Source organism: Novosphingobium sp. SG751A, from assembly GCF_013149295.1.
GTDB lineage: Bacteria > Pseudomonadota > Alphaproteobacteria > Sphingomonadales > Sphingomonadaceae > Novosphingobium.
The window spans coordinates 36,039-58,724 of the sequence record NZ_JABGCB010000008.1 but is presented as its reverse complement, the minus strand read 5'-3'; the positions used below and the strand labels follow the sequence as shown (position 1 = coordinate 58,724).

General features: G+C 63.6%; 17 protein-coding genes. 9 read left to right on the top strand and 8 right to left on the bottom strand.

What is annotated here, in order from left to right:
• The first annotated feature begins 13 nt into the window (after positions 1-13).
• Entirely contained in the window at positions 14-400 is a 387-nt protein-coding gene (locus FHW96_RS12225; RefSeq protein WP_172340860.1) for a VOC family protein, read from the top strand.
• On the opposite strand, the gene FHW96_RS12220 is transcribed toward FHW96_RS12225, so the two are convergent.
• Positions 397-1,398: a LacI family DNA-binding transcriptional regulator gene (locus tag FHW96_RS12220; protein ID WP_172340859.1), complete on the bottom strand. Its 1,002-nt coding sequence runs from the start codon at positions 1,396-1,398 to the stop codon at positions 397-399. The genes FHW96_RS12225 and FHW96_RS12220 overlap by 4 nt on opposite strands.
• Positions 1,399-1,515: 117 nt before the next feature.
• Between FHW96_RS12220 and FHW96_RS12215 the strand changes: the two genes are divergently transcribed.
• Genes FHW96_RS12215 through FHW96_RS12195 form a run of 5 tightly spaced genes read left to right on the top strand, consistent with a single transcriptional unit; the run spans position 1,516 to position 8,446 of the window.
• Positions 1,516-2,799, top strand: coding sequence for an MFS transporter (locus tag FHW96_RS12215; RefSeq protein ID WP_172340858.1), 1,284 nt, complete (start codon positions 1,516-1,518; stop codon positions 2,797-2,799).
• Complete coding sequence (locus FHW96_RS12210) at positions 2,796-3,959, top strand: Bcr/CflA family efflux MFS transporter (protein WP_172340857.1); 1,164 nt, start codon at positions 2,796-2,798, stop codon at positions 3,957-3,959. The genes FHW96_RS12215 and FHW96_RS12210 overlap by 4 nt, the downstream gene beginning before the upstream one ends.
• Before the next feature lie 53 nt (positions 3,960-4,012).
• Positions 4,013-6,172, top strand: a complete 2,160-nt coding sequence (locus tag FHW96_RS12205; RefSeq protein ID WP_172340856.1) for a TonB-dependent receptor — start codon at positions 4,013-4,015, stop codon at positions 6,170-6,172.
• Positions 6,173-6,191: 19 nt separating this feature from the next.
• Positions 6,192-7,679, top strand: a complete 1,488-nt coding sequence (locus FHW96_RS12200) for a hypothetical protein (protein WP_253950913.1) — start codon at positions 6,192-6,194, stop codon at positions 7,677-7,679.
• Positions 7,679-8,446, top strand: coding sequence for a hypothetical protein (locus FHW96_RS12195; protein WP_172340855.1), 768 nt, complete (start codon positions 7,679-7,681; stop codon positions 8,444-8,446). The genes FHW96_RS12200 and FHW96_RS12195 overlap by 1 nt, the downstream gene beginning before the upstream one ends.
• Here FHW96_RS12195 and FHW96_RS12190 read toward each other — a convergent pair.
• Genes FHW96_RS12190 through FHW96_RS12180 form a run of 3 tightly spaced genes read right to left on the bottom strand, consistent with a single transcriptional unit; the run spans position 8,443 to position 11,706 of the window.
• The gene (locus FHW96_RS12190; protein ID WP_172340854.1) at positions 8,443-9,792 is read right to left on the bottom strand and encodes an MmgE/PrpD family protein; all 1,350 of its coding nucleotides are present in this window, start codon (positions 9,790-9,792) and stop codon (positions 8,443-8,445) included. The genes FHW96_RS12195 and FHW96_RS12190 overlap by 4 nt on opposite strands.
• Positions 9,779-10,306, bottom strand: a complete 528-nt coding sequence (locus FHW96_RS12185) for a DUF3237 domain-containing protein (protein WP_172340853.1) — start codon at positions 10,304-10,306, stop codon at positions 9,779-9,781. The genes FHW96_RS12190 and FHW96_RS12185 overlap by 14 nt, the downstream gene beginning before the upstream one ends.
• A complete protein-coding gene (locus tag FHW96_RS12180; protein WP_172340852.1) occupies positions 10,306-11,706 on the bottom strand; it encodes an aldehyde dehydrogenase in 1,401 nt (466 codons plus the stop codon). The genes FHW96_RS12185 and FHW96_RS12180 overlap by 1 nt, the downstream gene beginning before the upstream one ends.
• A gap of 192 nt (positions 11,707-11,898) precedes the next feature.
• Between FHW96_RS12180 and FHW96_RS12175 the strand changes: the two genes are divergently transcribed.
• Positions 11,899-12,861: a hypothetical protein gene (locus FHW96_RS12175; RefSeq protein WP_253950912.1), complete on the top strand. Its 963-nt coding sequence runs from the start codon at positions 11,899-11,901 to the stop codon at positions 12,859-12,861.
• On the opposite strand, the gene FHW96_RS12170 is transcribed toward FHW96_RS12175, so the two are convergent.
• The 4 genes from FHW96_RS12170 to FHW96_RS12155 form a co-directional block, all read right to left on the bottom strand.
• Positions 12,862-15,561, bottom strand: coding sequence for an alpha/beta hydrolase domain-containing protein (locus FHW96_RS12170; RefSeq protein WP_172340851.1), 2,700 nt, complete (start codon positions 15,559-15,561; stop codon positions 12,862-12,864).
• A 55-nt stretch (positions 15,562-15,616) separates the two neighbouring features.
• The gene (locus tag FHW96_RS12165; protein ID WP_172340850.1) at positions 15,617-17,374 is read right to left on the bottom strand and encodes a CocE/NonD family hydrolase; all 1,758 of its coding nucleotides are present in this window, start codon (positions 17,372-17,374) and stop codon (positions 15,617-15,619) included.
• Entirely contained in the window at positions 17,374-20,010 is a 2,637-nt protein-coding gene (locus tag FHW96_RS12160) for a TonB-dependent siderophore receptor (RefSeq protein WP_172340849.1), read from the bottom strand. The genes FHW96_RS12165 and FHW96_RS12160 overlap by 1 nt, the downstream gene beginning before the upstream one ends.
• 229 nt (positions 20,011-20,239) lie before the next feature.
• Entirely contained in the window at positions 20,240-20,704 is a 465-nt protein-coding gene (locus FHW96_RS12155; RefSeq protein ID WP_172340848.1) for a MarR family winged helix-turn-helix transcriptional regulator, read from the bottom strand.
• Positions 20,705-20,877: 173 nt separating this feature from the next.
• Between FHW96_RS12155 and FHW96_RS12150 the strand changes: the two genes are divergently transcribed.
• A complete protein-coding gene (locus FHW96_RS12150) occupies positions 20,878-21,384 on the top strand; it encodes a TRAP transporter small permease (RefSeq protein WP_172340847.1) in 507 nt (168 codons plus the stop codon).
• Positions 21,381-22,685: a TRAP transporter large permease gene (locus tag FHW96_RS12145; protein ID WP_172340846.1), complete on the top strand. Its 1,305-nt coding sequence runs from the start codon at positions 21,381-21,383 to the stop codon at positions 22,683-22,685. The genes FHW96_RS12150 and FHW96_RS12145 overlap by 4 nt, the downstream gene beginning before the upstream one ends.
• The last annotated feature ends 1 nt before the right edge of the window (position 22,686 follow it).

The following is a 22,686-nucleotide window of genomic DNA, read 5'->3' as shown; positions in this document are numbered from 1 at the left end:
GGACATGATGGCGATGCGGATTTTGAAGATCGACCATATCAACATCCGCACGCCCCTGTTCGAGGAAACTCTGCGCTTTTACGAGGACTGCCTCGGCATGCAGCGCGGCCCGGCAGGCTCGGTCCATGGGCGGCCCCAAAACCTTTGGCTCTATGCCGACGGCGTGCCGATGATCCATGTGAACGGGCCAACAGGCGATGAGATCGTGGCCGAGGTGGGTGTCAAAAGCCGCCTCGACCATTTCGCGCTGTCCTGCGCCGGGCTGGCGCAATGGCGCGCGCATCTGAACGCGCAAGGCGTGGATTTTCGCGAGGCGCGCTTGCAAGGACGCGAGGTGACGCAGCTCAACCTGTTCGACCCCAATGGGGTGAAGATCGAGCTGCAATTCGCGGAGGTTTAAGCGCTTTCCCGCTCGATCAGGCGGAAGCCGACGTCGATGCTGCGGGCCAGCGGAGGCGCTCCGGTGGCATGATGGCGGATCGCGGCAATCGCCTCGCGGGCGATGCGTGATCCGTCAATGTCCACCGTGGTGATCGTGGGCCGCATCGCGCCTGCCAGCGCAGAATTGCCAAAGCCCATCACCGCCAGTTGATCCGGCACGCGCAGCCCCGCCGCCTGCGCCTCGACAATCAGCCCCTGCGCCAGATAGTCTGAGCCGCAGACCACCACATCGGGCAATTCGGCCATCCGCCGCATATCGGCAAAGATCCGCCGCGCATGGCCAAAGCGCGAGGGGATATCGACCTGCGCCTGCGCCACATCGCCGCCGCCAAGGGCTTGCCATTCCTCGACGAAACCATCGGAACGGATGCGTGCCCGCGTCCCCTCCGCCGTCACCAGCAAGGGGCGGCGATAGCCCCGCGTTTGCAGAAACCGCGCCACATCGCGCCCTACATCGCGGTGCGAAAAGCCCACCGCGATCCCCGGCGGGTCTTCGGGCAATTCCCAGATCTGGATGAACAGGCCGGGAAAGCGCTCGACCAGTTCGCGCGTCTGCGGCCCCAGCGGCGCGGTCGAAATGATCGCATCGACCCGTCGCCCCATCGCCGCCAAAATCATCTCATCGGTCCGCTCGGGCGCCACCCCCGTCAGGCCCAACATCACCGTGGTTCCCGCGCTCGCCAATTCCTCGGCCATGGTCTGGATCGTGTCGTTGAAGATCGAATCCGTCAGATGCGGGATCAACACCGACACCATCTTCGACTTCGACGAAGCCAGCCCGCCCGCCAGCATATTGGGAATGTAGCCGGTCTGAGCAATCGCCTCACGGATGCGTTCAGCCGTGGCGGCGGCCACAACCTTGGGGTTGTTGAGATAGCGGCTGACCGTGGCGGTGGAAACCGATGCCAGCGCGGCAACATCATCCAGCGTGGGATTGCGGGTGGAAGGCTCGTTCATGCGCTTACACTTAGCCGGGCGCACCGCCTCTCACAAGCAGGCATGATGGGCGCAAAGAGGCTCGACGCGGGACAATGCAAGCGCTATCAATTCCAGCAAAGCCATCGGGGAGAGAAGATGAAGCAATCCACCAACAGCGCGCTGGAACAGACCATCAGCGCCAAAGTTATCGCGCGGCTGGTGGTGCCCTGCGCGCTCTATATCCTCATCGGGGCGATAGACCGCACAAATGTCGCCTTTGCCGCGCTGAGCATGAACCATGATCTGGGCCTCTCGCCCGCGCAATATGGGTTTGGCGCGGGGGTCTTGTTCATCGGCTATATGCTGGCCAAATATCCCAGCGTGCTGCTCTATGAGGCCATCGGCATGCACCGCTGGCTGGCGGCGATCACGGCGATCTGGGGGATTTGCTCGGCCTCAATGGCGCTGGTCCACACCAATGGCCAGCTTTACGCGCTGCGCATCGCCATCGGTTTTGCCGAAGGGGGCCTTTCCTCAGGCCTGATGCTCTATCTCAGCCTTTGGGCCAGCGAACGGCACCGCGCGGCGATTCTGGCGATCCCGATCATGTCGATCAATGTGGCGCAGGTGATCGGCGCGCCGGTGTCAGGCCTGCTGCTCGATTGGGCCAACCCTTGGGGCATCGCGCCGTGGCGGACGATGTTCATCGTCGAGGCAATCCCCGCGCTGGCGCTGGCGGTGTTTGCTTACCTGTGGTTTCCCGATACGCCCGATCATGCGCGCTGGCTGGACGGTGAGCAAAGGGCATGGATCGGCGCCAATGTGCGCGGCGCGAAAAAGACCCCCGACGGCGGCGAACGCTGGGCGGTGCTGCGCAGCAAGGTGGGCTGGACCTGCGCGGCCATCTGGTTCTGCATTCTGGCCAGCAATTACGGCATCATGTTCTGGCTGCCCCAGGTGGTCAAAGGCATGGGCAACCTGACCTCGACCGAGACAGGCATCATCGTCGCCCTACCCAATGCAGCCAGTGCGATTGGCCTGATCCTCAACGCTCGCCATTCCGACCGCACCGGAGAAAGGTTCCTGCATGTTGCCATTCCAGCTTTGCTGGGCGGGATCTTGCTGGTCTGCGCGTGGTGGCTGGGCCCGGGCGGCGCGGGGCTTTTGTGCCTGATCCTTGGCGGGGCGTGCACGGGCTGCACGGTGGCGGCTTTCTGGGCGATCCCCACGCGGATGCTCGCGCCGCAAAGTCTGGCCATGGGCATTGTCGTCATCAACATGGCGGGCAGCCTTGCGGGCGCGACCGTGCCGCCGCTGATGGGCGTTTTGAAGCAGACGACCGGCTCGTTTCTCCCGCCGACTTTGCTGTTATTGGGGCTTGCGGTGATGTGCGCCGGGCTGGTGATGCTGGCGCGGCGTCAGATGGCGCGCGCGGCATGAATGGTACGATGCTGGCGCTGGCCATGGTGGCGGCGCTGGGCTCGATGGCGATCCATATGCTGGTGCCCGCCCTGCCCCAACTGGCCGCTGATTTCGCCACCAATGCCCATGGCGCGCAACTGGCGATCAGCATCTACATGATCGGCCTTGGCGCGGCGCAACTGGTGGCGGGGCCTGCGGTGGACCGGATGGGGCGCAGGCCGGTCCTGCTGTGCGGTCTGGCGCTTTATGGGCTGGGGGCGCTGGGCTGCGCGCTGGCCGGGTCCTTGCCGATGCTGCTTACGGCGCGCGCGCTGCAGGCGGCAGGCGGCGCGGCGGGCGTGGTAACGGCGCGTGTGATGGTGGGCGATCTGTTCGGACGCGAAGAGGCTGCCGCGCGGCAGGCCACGCTGATGACCATCGTGCTGATCTCGCCCGCGCTGGCGCCGGTTGTGGGCGGGTTTCTGACCGCGCTGGCGGGGTGGCGGACGATACCTGCGGTGCTAGCGGTGGTGGCGTTGGGGGTGCTGGCGCTGGTGGGGCCGCGATTGCCGCATGGCGCGCGTGAGGTTGCCACGGCCAAGGCCGCGCCCGATCTTGGGCGTTTGCTGAGCAATGCGCGCTTTACGCTGGCCACGCTGGCCATGGCCTCGGCCAGCAGCACGCTGTATATGTTTCTGGCCTCCGCGCCCTTTTTGCTGCGCGATGAAGGGCTTGATCCACGCAGGATCGGAATCGCGCTGCTGGTGGTGGCTGCGGCCTCGATTGGGGGCACGCGGATGGTGCGCCATGTGTCACGCGGCGGCCATGGGCTGGCGATTGGGACGGGGCTGATTTTTGCCGGGAGCTGCGGGGCCGGTTTGTTGGCGGGAATGGGGCTGCATTCGCCGGTCGCGCTGATCGGGCCGGTTGTGCTGGTGGGGCTTGGCGCGGGGGTGGCCGGGCCATCGGCCATGGCCATCATCGTCTTTGCCGAAGAAAGCATGGCCGGCACCGCCACCAGCATCGCGGGCGCCACACAAATGCTGGCCAGCGCCGGGGCAACGCTGGCGTTGGGACTGATCGCGCCGATGTCGCCATGGCGTCTGGCGCTGGCGATGCTGGCCACAGCGGCGGTCTGCGCAAGCGCAGGATGGCGGGGATCGAGGGCGGCAAAAGCGTATGAAGCAGAACAATCTTGACATAATGCAAGCCCTTTCATAAATATCCGGCAAAGAGATAAAGGGAGGATGTCATGATCCATTTTCGTCGGCGCCATGCGCCCATCTTCGCACTTTTGCTGACCAGCGCGGCCAGCCCCGCTTTGGCGCAAACCGCGCCCAAGGACACCGGATTGGCCGACATTGTCGTAACCGCCGAACGCCGCGAGCAAAGCCTGCAACAGGTGCCGATCTCGGCCACGGTGTTGAGCGCAGAGGATCTGCAACGCAAGGGTGTGGGCAATCTGGCCGATATTCAGCAGGTTGCGCCATCCATCGCGATCAACACGGTCAACCGCTCGACCTTCGTCAACATTCGCGGCGTGGGCATTGTACAAAGCGCGCCCACCTCGAACCCCGGCGTTGCCTATTACATCGACGGACAGCTTATCCCGCATGAGCAATTCATCGGCATGAGCTTTTATGACATCGCTTCCATCGAGGTTCTGCGCGGGCCGCAGGGCACGCTGACCGGGCAGAATTCGACCGGCGGGGCCATCTATGTCCGCACGCCCAAGCCGCAATTTGACTCGCTTTCGGCCATGGCCAACCTGACGGCGGGCAATTACGGCCGCTATCGCGCGGAAACCGCGGCGAACATCGGCGGCGAGAATGTCGCCCTGCGTCTGGCCTATGTGCATGAGGAGCGCGACAGCTACACCAAAAACATCGCCGCCAATGCGCAGAGCCAGCCCGGCAATCTGAAGATGGACGCTGTGCGCGCAAACCTGCGCGTGCGCGGCATGGACGGGACGCTGGATCTCAACCTGCGCGCCGAATATTTCAATTCACGCAGCGACAATATCGCCGTCAAAAACCGCAATGACGCCGTCACCAGCAATCCCTTCCAGATCGAAGAGGACGCGCGCTCCTTCCTTAATCAGCACGGCTATCGTCTGGCGATGGATGCGCGTGTCGATCTGACCGACCGCGTACAGTTCCGCACGCTAACCTCTTGGCAGGATGGCAAGACGTTGGACCAAACCGATGGCGACCGCACCGCGACGGCCGCCCCGCGCCCGCCCGCCGCCAATGTCGGCCGCGTCAGCCAGTCGAGCACCCAGTTCCAGACCTTCCTTCAGGAATTCAACCTGCTCTCCACCGACAAGGGCCCGCTGCAATGGGTTGTGGGCGCGTTTTTCATGGACGAAAAGGTGCCGGTCACGCTGCTGCGCGACAACAATAACGTGCGCGATTTTGTCAGCAGCTCCAGCACGATCATCACCACGGCCAAGAACACCACCTATTCCGGCTTTGGCCAGGTGAACTATCATTTCAATGACAAGCTCGAACTCGTCGTGGGCGGGCGTTATAGCTGGGACAGTCAGGTCTATACGCGCTTTGCCGTGCCGGGGGCGGGCTTCACCCTGCCCTACACGTCCTCGATTTCGACCAGCCAGCTGACCGGCAAAGTGGGGGTGAATTATCACCTGAACCGGGACGGGTTGCTCTATATCTCGGCGTCGAAGGGCTATAAGGCGGGCGGCGTCAACCTGACGCCCAATACGCCCAATTTCAGCCCCGAACGCAATTTCGTCTATGAGGCAGGCTTCAAAACCCAGTTCCTCGACCGCCACCTGCGGGTCAATGGCGATGTGTTTTATTCGGTTTACAAGGACATCCAGCTCTCCAGCCTAGTGGGCGGATTGCCAGTCACGCAAAACGCGCTGGGCGGCCATGCCAAGGGCGCCGAACTGGAAGTGACCGGCCAGTTTGGCGCGCTGGGGCTGAACATGGGCGCAGGCGTTCTGGACGCGCAATTCAGCAATGCGGCCTGTATTTCCGACACCAACGCGGCGGGCACGGACGCCGGTTGCCCGACCAACCTGCGCTTTGTGCCGCAGGGGCGCAATCTGCCCTTCTCGCCCAAGCTGACGCTCAATGGCGGCATCCAATATGCCATTCCCATCGGCGCCATCACCGCCACCCCGCGCCTGCAATGGAGCCATGTGTCGAGCCAGAACGCCACCCCCTTCCCCAGCATCAACACGCTGGTGCCGGGGCGCGACTTGCTGGATGCGCGCGTGACGTTCGATTTCCATCATGGCTGGCAGGTGGAGGCCTTTGTGCAAAACCTGACCAACAAGCTCTACATCGCCTCGCAGATCCAAAATTCGTCCAGCGCGGATGGCGGGATCATCTATGGCGCGCCGCGCACCTGGGGCGTTCGCCTGAAAGCCGTGTTCGGCAAGTAATTCAAAAGGAAGCGGGGATATGCGCAAGATCAGCCTGATGGTGGCCGGTGTCGCGGGGGCGGCGGTTTTTGGCCAGTTGAGCGCCGCCGCGCCTGAACGCTGGTGGGCGCCGGGCGAAGGGCGCGTGTTCCCCGCCAGCCTCGATTATGCCAATGAGCATGGCACCTTGCGCGTGCTGGTCGATGGCGGGCCGATGGCGACCAAGGGCCATCCTTTCTTCGAGCCCCTTGGCGCCAATGGCCGCGCCTGCGTCACCTGTCACCAGCCTTCCGATGCGATGAGCCTGTCAGCGGCAAGCGCGGCGCGGCGCTGGACCGAGACGCAGGGCAAAGACCCCCTGTTCGCCGCCATCGACGGTGCCAATTGCCCCAGTCTGCCGCAGGACAAGCGGGAATCCCACTCGCTGCTGATCGAGCGCGGATTGTTCCGCATCCAATTGCCATGGCCGGTCAAGCAATGGAACGGCAAGCCCGTCACGCCCGATTTCACCATCGAGGTGATGCGCGACCCGAATGGTTGCAATTCGGGGCCAAATTACGGGCCGGGGGCGGGCAATATCTCGGTCTATCGGCGGGCGCGGCCGGTGGCGAATATGAAATATCTGCTGGCCGTCGGCTTTCCTTTCGATCCCAAACAGGGTTTTGCCCTGCCCCGTGATCCCGACGATGGCTCGATGATGTCGGGCAATATCATGGGCGACAATCGCGCGGGCAACCTGCGGATTCAGATGGAGGATGCAGCGCATGGCCATTTGCAATTTGCCAAAGGTTTGAACGCCAAGCAGATCGCCCGGATCCGCGATTTTGAGATGCGGGTCTATACGGCGCAGCAGGTGAGCAAGCAGGCGGGCGCGCTCGACAGCATGGGCGCCGAGGGCGGGCCGATGAAGCTGAAAAATTCCCAGCCCGGCGCATTGGGCAGCATCGGTATCCCGGTGTGGAGCGAATTTGCCAAATGGGAAAAAATCAGCCCTGATGACGCCAAGACGCTGACGCCGGAGCAACTGGCTTTCCGCCAATCAGTGGCGCGCGGGGCGCGTGTGTTCCGCGACAAAATGTTCCTTATCACCGATACGGCGGGCATCAATTCGCGCATCGGCTTTGGCAATCCTGTCCGCAACTCCTGCGTTTTCTGCCATAATATGAGCCAGATGGGCAATGATGTGGCCCCCGGACAAGTCGATCTTGGCACCACGACCATGCCCTTTGCCGACCCGTGGCGCGATCTGCCGCTGTTCCGCGTCACATGCCTAAAGGCGCCGCATCCCCATTATGGTCGCGTGATTTACACGATGGACCCCGGCTTTGCGATGACCACGGGCCGCTGCGCCGATGTGGGTAAGATCACGCTGCAATCCATGCGAGGGCTGGCCGCCCGCGCGCCCTATTTCTCCAATGGTCTGGCCAAGGATCTGCGCGGCATCGTCGATTATTACGACCGCCGCTACAACATCGGCTATACCGAGCAGGAAAAGCAGGATCTCACCAATATGATGAGTGCATTGTGATGTTACGCTTTTTCCTCACCGCCGCCGCACTGGTCGCGCCTTTTTCGGCTGCCGCCGCCGAAACCGTCCGCTTCATCGCCTGCCCGATCTATCGTGATGCCGACAGCGGCAAGAAATCGGGCTGCTGGCTTTCCGACGATCCGGCGACAGGCACGCGCTATGATGTGTCGTTAAGCCCGCACAAGCCCGACTGGAACTATGCGGTGATGGTGGAGGGGACCGTGTCCGCCGTCCCGTCCACGCCCTGCGGCGGCACGGTGCTGGACGCGGTACGCACCAGTCGGTTGTATGATACACCCTGCACCCGCCATATGTTGCCCGCAGAGGGGTTTCCGGGCCGCCGTTTCGTCCTGCCCAAGCGCAATATCACGCCCTCATCGGTGGCGCGCCCTGTGCCCCCCGGCCCCTATGCCGAGCGTGTGTTTCCGGTCTATTTCGAATTCGACAATGACTTTCTGGTCTATCAATACAGCGATTATCTGATCGAGCAGGCCAGCAACTGGATCAATGCCGCCCATCCCAAAAAGCTGATCGTCACCGGCTTTGCCGCGACACAGCCCGAGGTGATTTCCGGGCGCGCCATGGCCGAACCGGCGGATTTGGCCGCCCAGCGCGCCGAAACGATTGCCGAAACGCTGCGCCGCCTGATGCCGGGCATTCCAATCGAAACCGCCGCCGACACCAGCGGCAGCGAGACGGCCGACAAAGACGCCGACGGTCTGCCCGACCAGTCCCGCCGTCGCGTGGAAATCCGGGCGCTGTTCTAAACCAGCGCGCCCACGTCCGCGCATTCCTCCAGCGACAGGATCGCCCGCGCGAGCCCTTGCGGATCGGCGGGCGGCACTTTCGCCCGCGCCGCGCCATCCATGAATTTGGCCACCAGCGCCTCCTGCCCCAAAGGCCGCGCGGGGCATCCCAAGGCATCCTCCTGCTGCGCGCTGATGCGGCGCCCATCATGCAAATGCAGCGTCAGATGCCCGCCCGCGCCATGCCAGTCGGCGCCCTCAAGCACATGCGGCACAACCTTCGCCGCCATGGCCAACACCGCCGGATCGTTCAACGCCCCCGCATCGAAGTCATCCAGACCCACATCACCCCGCACCAGCGCCAGCGCCAGCGTAAAGGGAATCGAGAATTTCGCATCAATCGCCGTGACGGGCGCCTGTTTACGCGCCAAAGGTTCGCACAGCATAGTCTGTATCGTATCCACGCCCACCTCGATGCGCGCGATATCGCCGGGTGCAACATTCATCGCCCGCGCCATCTCGATCATCGCATGCGTACCCCGGCATGATGGCCAGCGCTTGAAGGTCAGCGCCTCGATCCAGAACCGCTGCCCCAACCCGTCGAGCAGATCGTGCGCATCCAACCGACCTCCGGCATAGAGCGCATAAAAGCCGCCCTTGCCTTCCAAAGGCTGCTCAAACCCGACCACGCCCTCACGCGCGAGCAAGGCAGACAGCACCGCCGCCTGCGCCGGAAAGCCCTCGCGCACGGCGCGGATCACGGTGCCTTGGGAATGTTTGATCTCGCCGGGCATCACATTCTGGCACAGCATCAGCGAGAGAGCATCGCGAACCTGCCCCGCCGAAAGGCCCAGCAACGATGCCGCCCCCGCCACCGCGCCAAACCCGGCCAGAATCGGCGGCGGATACCACCCGCCCGCCTCCATCCTCTGCCGCAAAGCCATCGCCATCCGGCAGCCGACATCGCACCCCACCGCCAGCGCGGTCAGGAAACGCCGTCCATCAACGCCCCCCTCGGCCTGCGCCAGCGCGAGCAAGGCGGGAACAAGGCTGGCATTGGGATGGATCGGCGCGCCGTCCAGCGCATCCTCATAATCGAGCGCATGAGCCATCGCCCCATTCGCCAGCGCGGCCATCGGCGCAGTTGCGCTTATCCCCATGCCAAGAATACGGCAAGGACCATCACCCGCCGCCACACGGACAAAGGGGGCCACCTCGCCCGCCATGCCGCTGGCCCCCAGCGTCACGCCCAGCGCATCGAGCAGCACCCAGCGCGCGGCCCGCACCGTGGCGGCCGGCAGATCGTCAAACCGGCAATCCGCGACAAAGGCGGAAAGCCGGTCCGACAGCCCCTTATCGCACGACATAAAAGTCGATGACGACATGATCCGGCATGCGAATGCCCCGCGCGACAAAAGCCGAGCGCGCCAGCCATTCCTGCGACCCCGCCTTCACATCGAAACGCGGCGTTGTGCGGAAATAATAAGCCGAGGGATCAACCTTTTCCCCCTTGGCCAGTTTCTCAGTCACTTCTGGGCTGGCTACGCGAACGCCGGGGTTGGTGATCTCGATCACCGTGCCATCGGCGCTTTTCAGGAAATAGCGCGCCTCAACTTTGGTCAGGCCGCCGGGCATGATCACCTGCCAATCGCCGCCGCCGGGCAGAACCGTGCCTTTCAGCATCGGCCCATCGACCGTGCCGCCGGTGATGGCAATAAAGCGCTTGCGGCCACCGGCCACCTCGCCCTGTTCAACCGGAGCGGCAAGGGTGATGCGCGCGGTGAACGCATAATCGAGCGTAGGAGCAGGCGCGGCAGGCGCCTGCGCCAGTGCGGGCGAAGCGGCGAGCCCAAGGCCCGCCGCGATCAAACCCTTGCGCATCAAATGGGGAAATGCCCGTCTTGCGTTTCGACGGTGATCCATCGCGTTTCGGTGAAGCTGTCGATGCCCTGACGGCCGCCGAAGCGGCCATAGCCCGAAGCGCCGACGCCCCCGAAGGGCATTTGGGCCTCGTCATGGACGGTCGGGCCGTTGACGTGGCAGATGCCGCTCTTGATCTGCTTGGCAAGGCGCAGGCCCTTGGCGATGTCCTTGGTGAAGACCGCAGCAGACAGGCCATATTCGGTGTCATTGGCCAGTTCGATCGCGTGCGCTTCGTCGCGCGCGCGGATGATGCCGACCACCGGGCCAAAGCTTTCATCGCGGAACAGCTTCATGTCCGGCGTCACCTTGTCCACCAGATGCGCGGGCATGACGACGTTGAGCGTGGTTTCCCCGCCCGTCAGCAGTTCAGCACCCTTGGCTACCGCATCATCGACCAGCGACAGGCAATGCGCCACCGTCTTGGCATCGACCACCCCGCCCAGCGGCGTGTTGCCCAGACGCGGATCGCCTGCGGTCAAGGTCTTGACCTTGGCGGCGAATTTCTCGGCGAAAACATCGGCCACGGCTTCGACCACGATGATCCGCTCGGTGCTCATGCAGATCTGGCCCTGGTTCATATAGGCGCCGAACGCTGCCGCCTTGACCGCCTCGTCCAGATCAGCGTCAGCGCAGATCACCAAAGGCGCCTTGCCGCCCAGTTCGAGCAGGCAGGGCTTCAACTGCTGCGCGGCGCGGGTGGCGATGATGCGGCCGACCGCCGTGCTGCCGGTGAAATTGATGCGCTTGACCTCGGGCGCGTCGATCAGCGCGCCCACCACATCGGCGGCGTCCGCAGGTGCATTGGTCACGACATTGACCACGCCCTCGGGGAAACCGGCCTCGGCAAAGGCTTCGATGATCAGCGCATGGGTGCGCGGGCATTGCTCGGAAGCCTTGAGGATCACCGCATTGCCGCAGGCCAAGGGCGTTGCAATTGCGCGCACGCCAAGGATGATCGGTGCATTCCACGGCGCAATGCCAAGGATCACGCCCACCGGCTCACGCAGCGCCATGGCAAGGCAGCCGGGCTTGTCCGAGGGGATCACTTCGCCCGAAATCTGGGTGGTCAGGCTGGCCGCTTCACGCACCATCGACACGGCAAGGCCAAGGTTAAACATCGCCCAACCGGCGGTCGCGCCGATCTCGCCCATCATCGCGGCGACGAAATCGTCCTTCTTGGCCGCCAGTGCGTCCGCCGCCTTCTGCAGCACCGCGCGGCGGGCATTCGGGCCCATGGCGCCCCAAGCAGGCTGCGCCGCAGCAGCCTTCGCCGCAATCGCCGCCATATCGCCCGCCTGCATCGCTACCGCCGACGAGGCTACATCGCCCGTCATCGGGTTCAATCGTGTGAAGTTCATGCGTCCAGCCTCCAAAGCATCCTGACATTCTGCTATTATTGATAGCAATATTATATCTGCCCGCACGGTGCAAGCACCCTGCCGCCACCATCCTTGCAAAAAAGTGGTTTTGCCACAGGGAACATTCGATGCAAGCGTTGTCATCCACAGCAAAATCAGCGACCATCCCTCGCGAAATAACAGGAGACAAGGATGCCCCGTTACCGCCTGCCCTTAACCGCCGCATTGATTGCGATGGCCAGCGCCGCCATTGCACAAACGCCGCCCCGCGCCCCCGCCTTGACGCCAGAGCAAGAGGCAGAGCGGATCGCCGCACGCAATTTGCCCAATATTCCCGGTTCCGGCCCCTATCCCGCCATCATGGAGGTCAACCCCAGCCTGCCTGCCCATGTCATCTATCGGCCCGCCACCCTGCCTGCGGCCAAACTGGGCGTGCTGGTCTGGGGCAATGGCGGGTGTCAGGAGGATGGCGCCAGTGCGCGCCAGCATCTGCTGGAAATCGCCAGCCATGGCTATGTTGTGATCGCGCCGGGCCGCATCATGTCGGGCCCCACCGCCACCGAGAAATTGCCTGAGCCTGTACCGGGCGCGCCGCGCCGTCTGGATTCGCCCACAAAGAGCGCCGATGTACTGGCGGGGCTCGATTGGGCGCTGAAGGAAAATATGCGGGCGGGCAGCCCTTATAAGGGCCATATCGACCCGAAGCAGACCGCCGTGGCAGGCCATAGCTGCGGCGGCCTGCAAGCGCTGGAAGTGGCCCGCGATCCGCGTATCCATGCCGTGCTGATCCATAACAGCGGCGTCTTTGCCGATGGCAGCAACCCCATTGCCGGGATCAATGTGACCAAGGCGCTGCTGAAGGATATTCACACGCCCATCATCTATATTCTGGGTGGGCCGGGCGACATTGCCTATCCCAACGGCACCGACGATTTCGCCCGGATCGACCATGTTCCCGCCGCGCTGGTCAACCTGCCGGTGGGCCATGGCGGGACATTCTATAAGCCCTATGGCGGCCCGGTGGCGCAGGTTTCGGTCGATTGGCTGGAATGGCAATTGCGCGGGGATAAAAGCGCAGGCCGGACCTTTACCGGCCCGGCCTGTCGCCTTTGCGTTGCGCCCGGATGGAGCATTGAGCGCAAGCATATGGATTAATCAGCGACAGTTGCGGCCCCGGATACAGGGCCGCAGCATCGGCGCGGGCGTATGGGCAACAAATCCGGTCGCCGGATTATCCCATACGCCGCTGTCCAGACGCTTTTCCATCTGGCGCAGAGACGCCACCAGCACCTCGCCCGAAAAGCCGCAATGGCCCGCTTGAGCCAGCCACATGGCGCTGAACATGCCCGGATTGGCCGCCTCGCCATAGGCCCGCTGCAAGGATGGCGAGGTGGCCCCATCCCCCATCGCCTGAACCGAGAGCAGCGGCACCGAGGGTTTGGCAGTCGGCGTGTAATGGGCCATCATATATTGGACGGCGGCCGGTTTTGCCGAAACGCGCGCGCCCGCAGCCAGCCGCGCCAGATCCGCCTTGAGATCCAGCCCAGCCTTGGCATAAAGTGCCTCAACAAAGCCGCGGCGGCCCGATTGGGCCAATTGCGCAGTGTAATCGACGCCCGTGTTCCATGAGAACACCCCGTCGGCGCGCTTTTCCTGATCCGCGCGGGGCAGGAAGATGCCCATGGTGAAAGCCGCGCCGATTTCATCGACCTGCGCCTCAACATCGCCATCGGCGGGGCGGGAATGGTCTCGCCGGGTCCAGCCAGGAATGCCGCCCAAGACGCCCGCCAACGCCAGACGTGCCCTACCCTGCGGTGTGGTCAGCGCGGCCTGCACGGCGGCCTGCGCCTTCTGGCCATTGGCCATATCATCGGCAATGCCGGTCAATTGCAGGCCATTGTCGGCCGTCAGGGTACGGAACGCATAGGCCCCGTCCAGCGCCATATTCATCATCCCCACCGCGCCGCCAATCGAGGGACAGAAAGCAATCGCCCCATCCACCGCTGGCTTGCCCGCCTCGGCCAGAGCCGTGGTGACGAGGCCGCCCATCGAATTGCCCCATGCGATGGTGCGCTTCGGCTTGCCATAGGTCTGGGCAAAAGCGGCGATGGCCTGTGCTTGTGCGGGCGCCGCCTCGGCCAGCGACCAGCCTGCCGCGCCATAATCGCTGGCCAGCAAGGCATAACCCTTTTCCAGCAACAGCGCCTTGGCATTGGCGGGCGCCAGTTCGGGCGCGCCCAGCTTGGCCGAATAGCCCCGGCCCCAGACCAGCAGCGTACCGTTCCAGTTGGCCGGAACCTGCGCCGCCCATTTCGCGCCCGATGGCAACGTACCCTCGGCGGTCTCAGGCTTTGTGCCGCGCCCCGGCCCAAAGGCCTGATCGGCAAAACGGCGCGCCTCGCGCTTTTGCGCCGCCGCATCGGGGGCCAGCAGCCAATGGCCCGCCACCAAAGCATCCACCCGCGCGTCGAACTTGGCCAGATATTCGGCCCTCCCGCCCGGATAGGTCCGGGCGATCAGCGCCGGATCGACCGGCAGGCGTTTCAGATTGCGGCGCGGGATCTTGCCCCCGCACATGGAAGCGGGCGGTTCGGCATAGCGGACCAGCGGCACGTCCAGTTGCGCCACGCGCACCCCGCCGATGGGGTTGCCAAAGGCATCGCGGGCGTAATCTTTGCCCGTCACCTGCATCCGCTCCGCGCGCGGAGCAGGCACGCCGGTGGAAACCCAGCGGTCGATATTGACCAGGGCGGCCTGCGCCACATCGCGCATCGGGCTGTCGCTGTCCTCGACCGAGCAGACCGGCACCGGCTCGACCCCGCCATGGCGACGCTCCAGCAATTGCCATGTCGAGGGGCGCACCTGCCCCGTGACGCCGCTGTCGCCATGGCTGACCCCGCCCAATTCATAGATGCGATAGCCGCCCTTGGCCGCATCTGTCTGTTCGCGAAGGGGATATATATTGGTGATCGCCTCCATCTCGCTGGTCAGCTCGATCACGGGCGCGTCGATCATTTTCAGCTTTTGCTGGTGACGGTCTTTCACCGGATCGGTCGAGTTCAAAGGCACATGGCCTGCATCCACCGCGCCCGCCGAAATGCCGATCAGATAGCCGTCGATCACCGGCGAGCCATCGGCGCGACGATAGCGGTCATGGAAACCGAAATTGATCCAGCTGCGCCACTGGCTGCCAAGGAAAGACCAGCCCGAACCATAGACGCGGCGCACTTTCCAGCCAGCCAGCGGGCTGCCCTTGGCCGGATCGCGCAGGGCGCTGGCCACCTGCCCGATAATGTCCCATCGGATGCCGTCATCCTTGGGGATGTTGAAACCGGCATAGCGCCGCGCATCGAACCATTGCGGCAGGTCAGTGGTGGCGATCGGCGTGGCCGGAGTCGATGCCTTGCGGCTGGGCGCGTCGCTGCCGTTGATGGCCAGCGCATAGACAGCGCCCGACCGCAGCACGAGGCTGTCGATGCGGCCCCATTGCGTGCCCGCCAGATTGGGGTGCGACAGCGCCAGATGGACGATGCCGTTGAAACGCTTGGGATCGCGCGGGCGGATCAGGATGACGCGCGTGGCATAGGGCACATCGCCCTGACGCAAGGCGAGCGAGCCATCCTCTTTTTCTGAATAGATCGCGCCCTTGCCGTTGATGAAATATTCCTCCTGCACATAGCCTGCGCGAGCAAGAGCCTCGGCCTCTTTGGTGCCGTTCAGCACCAGCGGGGCGAAGATCCGCGATGTCGCGGTTTGCGGCACCGGCGCGCTCCAGCGCAAGGGCTGGGCGGCGGCCTGCGGGCCAATCAGGGCAGCGGCCAAAGTCGTGGCAAGCAAGGCATGGCGAAGATGCATAGAAAGGTCCTGCAAGAAGAAGGGGCCGGATTTGCATTCCGGCCCCAACAAGGAATTAAGGCCTCACCACCGGCAAACTGACGGTCGATGGGTGGGCAGCGTCGCTGATCAGCGTGATGCGCGCGGGTTGTGCATTGGCGTTGCGCGCCCTTTCGCGATAATCCGATCCGGCAAAGCTGAACTGGATGCGATGCCACTTGGCCCAGACATAGGACGTGGGCATGAGGTCGAACTGCATCCGCACCGGCTCGCCAGGTTTCAGCATCTGCGCATCCTCGGCATAGGCGCGATGCCACGGCAGGCCGGGCAAGGCCCATGGTGCCTTGTCGGTCTTGCGCAGCGATGCCTTGAGGCGGCCCTCGGTCACGACCTTGACGCTGCCGTCGGGCGCGACATCCTCCAGCAGAAGGAAGAGGTTGGCATCGGGCGTATCGGCCGCGATCCACACATCGGCCAGCCCGTGGCCCGTCACCTCCACCGGCGCGGCCAGCGCCTTGCCCGCCACGGAAAAACCGGCACCCTTGGGATGGCATGGCTGCATCGTGGGGCCACCGCCCTCGCCCACGCAGGGCGTTGCATAATCGACGGGAAAGCTGGTGGTAAGCGGGGCGGGTTTGATGGCGCCCGTTTCCAGCCCCTTGGGCGTGATGTTGAAAATGGTCTGCGCGGCCTGGGCCAGCGGCCATCCGGTCGCGCTGCGCCATTCGCCGGTGCCGTCGGTGAAATAATGGATCGGCGGATCGCGGTCGATGCCGGTGTCGATGCCCTTCAGATGCCGGTCAAAGAAACGATGCGCCTCCTCGACAAGGCCGAAGCCGTCGTTCTGGCAATGCAGCCAGTCACCGATAAGGATACGCGTGCCGGGAATGTTGAGGAAGGTGATCAGCCCCTGATCCCGCAATTCATCGCGCCATCCGCCCACGACATAGAGCGCGGTGCCGGAACGCCGCATCTGGTTGGCATAGGATGACGCACTGCCCTCGGCCCAGAAATTGCTCTGGACACTGGGCGCCCAACTGTCGCGATAGGGCAGCGATTTCCACAGTTCGAACAAGGGCGTGGCGCGCTGATGCTCCTCGGCGGCCTCGCGCAGCAGGGCCTTGTTTTCATCGCCCTCGATGGGGGTGATGGCCATGTCCTGCTCGATCGTGCGGGTGGGGCCGGTGCCCCATTGGGCGAAGATCCCGCCGCGCCGCATCGCGTCATATTTGTTCCAGCTGAAACATCCGGCAAACACGGCTTTGAGATGCGGGTTGCCCCCCGTCATCGCATGGACCGCCGCATCGCCGGTGTTTGAACAACCATATTGGCCGACGATGCCGTTCGACCATGGCTGATCGGCCAACCAGTCGATCATCTCATAGGCATCGGCATCCTCGTTGCGCTCGTGATAGCCGCGCATCGTGCCGAAGCTCTGCCCATTGCCGCGCCGGGCGACCTGCACCACGACATAGCCGTAATCGGTCAGGCCCGGTATCGAGCGGAACCCCGCCGCACGCGGGCCGGTGCCATCGGCAGCCTCCTGCGTGGCGGACAGAGTGTGGTGCCAGATGACGGGGAAGCGCCCCTCGACAGGCCGCCCATCCACCGCAGGTCGCGCGACCGTAACGGCCAGTCGCGTGCCGTCGCGCATCCGCACATAGAAGCTCTGCTTGATCTGGGAAGTATAGGTCTTGGGCGGCTGATAGTACCCAAAGCTGGATGCCGCTGCCGCAGGAGCCAGAGTGGCGGGAGCCTGCGCCCCCGCCACTCCCCCCACAACAGACCCGGCTCCGGCCAGCACCATGGCGCCGGCAAGGAACGCGGACCGCATCAGAACTTCTTCCGCGCGCTGACCGCGATCAGGCGGCCGATCGGGTCGGACGCGGTGGCGTCATAGCCGCCGCTGCCGTTCGAGCTGGGCGCGATGTTCACATAGGGTGGCTTGATGTTGAACACATTGCGGATTTCCAGCCCCAGATTGAAGGGATTGTCCATCTCGCCCACCTTGAAATTGATCACCGCATCAATCGGAGTATAGCTCTTCACCGCCTGCGGCGTGCTGATCGCATTGTTCGTGTATCCGCCCACATGCGTTGCGCGCAGCAGGATGCCCCAGCGATCCATTTCCCAGTTCACGCTGGCGCGGGCGCGGAATTTGAGCGGCTGGAAAATCAGGTTGAGCTGGCTGATGAATGGCGCGGCGGGCGCCTGCTGCGTCTTGAAGCCCAGATTATAGGTGCCGCTGGCAGACAGAGTGAAGCGACCGGCCTTGTCGGTGTCGATCACATGGCTGGCCGTGAAATCGAGGCCGCGCGTGATCGAACGACCCAGATTCTGGCTGCGCCCATCGACAAACAGGGTCACATTGCTCGGGCTGCCGCCGGGGAAAGCGCCCGAAACCGTCAGCCCCTGCGCCACATATTGCGCGGCCAGCGCGCCCGCCGCCGCGCCCTGCGTGATCAGGCCGGTGCCGTCATATTGCGACACGCGGTTGAGCAGCGAGAGATCCGAAAGCAGCGCGATGACCTGATTTTTGTAATCCACGTTGAAATAGGTCAGCGAGAACTTGGTCCGCCGCGTCGGCTGGAAATCGGCGCCCACCGACCATGTTGTGGCCGTTTCCGGCTTGAGGTTGATATTGCCGCCCGACAGCGCCACCCCCGTGATCGGCGCGCCTCCGGTGGGGTTCTGATAGGATTGAACGAAAAGGCCGTTCGAATTGCCGTAGATCTGCGGCAAGGTCGGCGCGCGGAAAGAGGTGCCGTAGGACCCGCGCAGGGTCAGACTGTCCACCGGCTTCCAGTTGACGCCGAATTTGGGATTATGGGTCGAACCCACATCGGAATATTTGTCGTAACGGATCGCCGCATCAATCTCCAGCTTGCGCAGACCCGGCACCGCATTGTCCGGCCCGAACACCGGGATCACCACTTCGGCATAGGCCGAATCCACCCGCCGCCCCGGATTGGTCCAGGTATAGGCCACCCCCGGATTGCCGCGCTGGCTGCCCAACGAGACGTTGAATTCCTGGCCTTCATAACCGGCGGCCAGCTTGACCTGTCCGGCCGGCAGATTGAACAGCGGCCCATTCACCCGCGCCTCGTAACCGACGAAATGGCCGATGGTGGGCGCATAGAACACCTGATTGAAAATGCCCGCCAGCGTAGCGGCCGACGTGCGGCCAAGCCCATAGGGGTCAAAGGCGGTGGCCGGATTGCTGCTGGCCAGCGCAGCGTTCAGCGCGCCATTGTTCGTGCCCAGCGTACTGATCGAAATGTCATAGGTGCGCCCCTTGCCCACCAATGCCTCGAACTGCCAGTTCTTGGGCAGCTTGATTTTCACCCCCGGCGTGATCTGCCAGCTTTCCGAATGACCATAGCTGGCATTGCGCGCCACATCGCCCGAGAAATTATAGCCCAGCGTATAGGACGTGCCGGTAAAGCCTGTGGGCCGCACAAAGAAGGCATTGGTCTGCGGCACGGTCAGCGTTGCGCTGCTGTAGGCCGGCAGGCGGTAGAAGGAGCGATAGGAATAGAAGCCGTCGACGAAGAATTCGAGCCAGTCGGTGACCTTGAAATTGCCGGTCATGTTGGCCGAATCATACTTCTGGCGCGGGATCAGGTCCTGCCCCTGCAGGTCGTCGCACTTGTTGCTGGTGCCTGCGGTCAATTGTGATGGGCTGGTGACGCCGCCCGCCGGAATGGCGTAATTGACGCCGCCCGCCGTAATCGTGCCGGGGTTGCAGCGCGTGACCGAATAGTCATTGCCGCCAAAGCGCGTCTGGTTAGAGGTGAAGAAGGGTCGATCCGAACCGCTCAGGTTCGACTTTTCGACATGTTCATAGGCGACCATGAACTGGCCCTGGTCGAACTTATGGCCATAGGCCGCGCCCGCCATCTTTTCATTATACGCCCCGTCCGACGCGATGCCGCCGCGCGCGGTGACTTCCAGCCCGTTGAGGCTGCGGCGCGGGATCAGATTGACCACACCCGCCACCGCGTCCGAACCGTAAATGGCCGAGGCGCCGTCGGCCACCACCTCGATGCGTTCAACACCAAGCGTCGGCAGGGTCGAAGGGTCGATCGACCGGCTGTTGTTGGTGACGCGGTGCCCATCGACGATGATCAGCGTGGCGTTCGGCCCGATGCCGCGCAGGTTGATCGAGTTTGAATAGACGATATTGCCTGCGCCGCCCGATTGCCCGCGCGAATTTTCCGAAACACCAAGGTCGAACACCTGCGGCAGATCACGGATCGCGCGATCGATGGTAACGCGGCCCGTGGCGGCGATGTCGGCATTCGACAGGGCGGTGACGGTCGAACCGATGGGCGCCTCGCCGCGCACGCGGCTGCCGGTGACGATGATGTCGGCGTTATTGGCTTCCTGCGCCGATACGGCAGGAGCAGAAAGCGCCCCGGCCAGAACCGTGCTGGCAAGCACGGCTGCGCGGAACTTACGATGGTTCATGGCATCCTCCCAAGAATTGCAAGCGATTACAGTTGCAGTCCGCTGAGCGAGATGAATGCACAATGCCGCGTGATGGTGGGCACCTTTCCTCTCCTCACAAGCCGGTGGCCGGATTCGGCCTTGCCAGACGGAACTTATGCGTTCTTGAGGATGAAGATGCGCAAATTGGTTGAATGAGTCAACTATATTTTTTATGGATCAATTTGCCGCGCTGCAGCGTTTCCACCTCTCACTCTTCGCGCACGCACACCGCATACATCCGGTCGAGCAATTCACTGAGCAACATCAATTCGGCAGGAGAAAGCTGGTGCAGCACGGCATTCTCTGTGGTCGAAACAACCGCGAAAATTTCCTCCAGTTCGCGCTCGCCCTCGGGCGTGATATAAAGCGCATGGCGCCGCCGATCCTGGGTTGAACGCTTGCGCGCGGCCCAGCCCCGGCGCTCCAGATCATCCAACAAGCTCACGGTTACCGACTTATCCATGGCGATTTCGCGCGAAAGTTCGGCCTGTGAAATCCCCGGATTGGCCGAGATCAGCGCCAGCGAGGAAAACAGGCCCGAGCGCAGGCCGCGATTGGCCGTGGCATTGACGAAATCGCGCGAGAGCTGATTTTGCACCCGGCGCAGGCGAAAGCCGACATAATCGCCCAGCCGCCCCAGTTTCACGCCAGTTGCCGTCTCTGCCTTACTCATTCTCAAGCCCGATCCCATTTAGTTGACATATTCAACGATTGAATTAATCTACCTTCTCGGTGACTCGGCTATTAGACGCCTGACGCAAGGTGATGTCAACGTGATGTCAATACCGGCCACCGCCGCAAAGACCCGGCCATTCAAGCAAGCCGGCACCAAGGGAAGAGAACAAGATGCCCGCACCACCGCCGCATGGCATTCCCGATGGCGATGATGCCAGACCTTCTGTATTGCGCCCCATCGCCTATGGATTGGGCGCGATCGGGCTGGGATTGACAGCATCGTCGGATTTCATTGCCGTGGCGGGGCGCCATCTGGGGCTGCATCTGCTCGGCTCCATCGAATTGACGCAGACGGGAATCGTCTTTCTGGGCGCCGGAGCCATGCTTTACGCCACGCTTGAGCGCCATCATGCAAGCGTTCACATGGTCACTTCGCGCCTCTCCGCCCAAACCGCGGCCCTGCTGCGCCGGATCATGTCAGTGGTCAGCGCAGCCGTGTTTCTGGGCATAGCCATCGGCACGGCATGGGTGATGAGCGACCTGTGGAACGGGTATGAAATGACCGAATTGCTTCAGATCCCGATCCGCTGGCTGCGCGCGCTGTGGCTGGTGGCCAGTTTCGCCATCGCCGCGCTTTTCCTGCGCCAGGCCTTCCAGAATGATGGAGGCGAGGCATGAGCCCGGAACTGATTGGCGGCATTGGCATTGTCCTGCTGCTGGCCATGCTGGCGGGCGGAGTGCCGATCGGCATCGGGCTGATGCTGGCCGGGATCGGCGGCATGGCAGTAATGATCGCGCCCGAGGCCGCGCTCATCAAGGCCGGGGTCGTTTCCTATGAGGTGATTTCCAAATACGAACTGGGTGTGCTGCCGCTCTTTCTGTTGATGGCGCATATCTGTTTCGCCGCCGGGGCCAGCCGCGATTTCTTTGCCGTGGCGGCGCGCTTTGTCGGGCATCGGCGGGGCGGTCTGGCGCTCGCCTCGATTGGCGGCTGCGCGGGGTTTGGCGCGATTTCCGGCTCGTCGCTGGCCACGGTCGCCACGATTTCCTCCGTCGCCCTGCCCGAAATGCGCAAGGCGGGCTATAACCCCGGTTTTGCCGCGGGCGCTCTGGCGGCGGGGGGCACGCTGGGTTCGCTGGTGCCGCCGTCGGGGGCGCTGATCGTGTTTGGCATCATTGCCGAACAATCCATCGGCAAACTGTTCGCCGCCTCGCTGATCCCGGTGGCGACGCAAGCGATCTCCTATCTCATCACCATCATCATTCTCTGCACCATCAACCCCGCGCTTGGCCCGGCCAGCACCCGCGCGACATGGGGCGAGCGCCTGCGCGCGCTGGCCAAGATCGCCGATATTGTCACGATGATCACCTTCGTCATCGGCGGGCTGATGATCGGGTGGTTCACGCCGACAGAGGCCGCCTCGGTCGGCGTGGTGGCATCACTCGGCCTGCTGGCCCTGCGCGGGGGCTTTACCATTGCGGCGCTGCGTCAGTCCGCCCATGCCACCTTGCGCACGGCGGGCATGATCTATGTCATCATCATCGGGGCGATGCTGTTCGCCACCTTCATCTCGATCACCGGCATCACCGAGGCAATGTCGGGCGCGGTGATCGGCCTGCATGCCAGCCCGGTTCTGGCCATCGTGGTCATGACGCTGGTGCTGCTTTTGCTGGGCAGCTTCCTTGACGGCGTGGCGTTGATGCTGCTGACCACCCCCATCTTCCTGCCGATTGCCGAGCATCTGGGCTACAGCCCGATCTGGTTCGGCATCTTCCTTGTCCGCACGATGGAACTGGGCTTTGTCCACCCGCCGCTGGGCCTCAACATCTATGTGTTGCAGGGCGTGGCCAAGGATCTCTCGCTGGGCACGATTTTCCGGGGGGTGATCCCCTTCCTCGTTGCCGACTTCTTCCATCTGGCCGCGATCATTGCCTTTCCGGCCATGGCACTGTGGCTGCCCAAGATGATGGGGGCCTGAT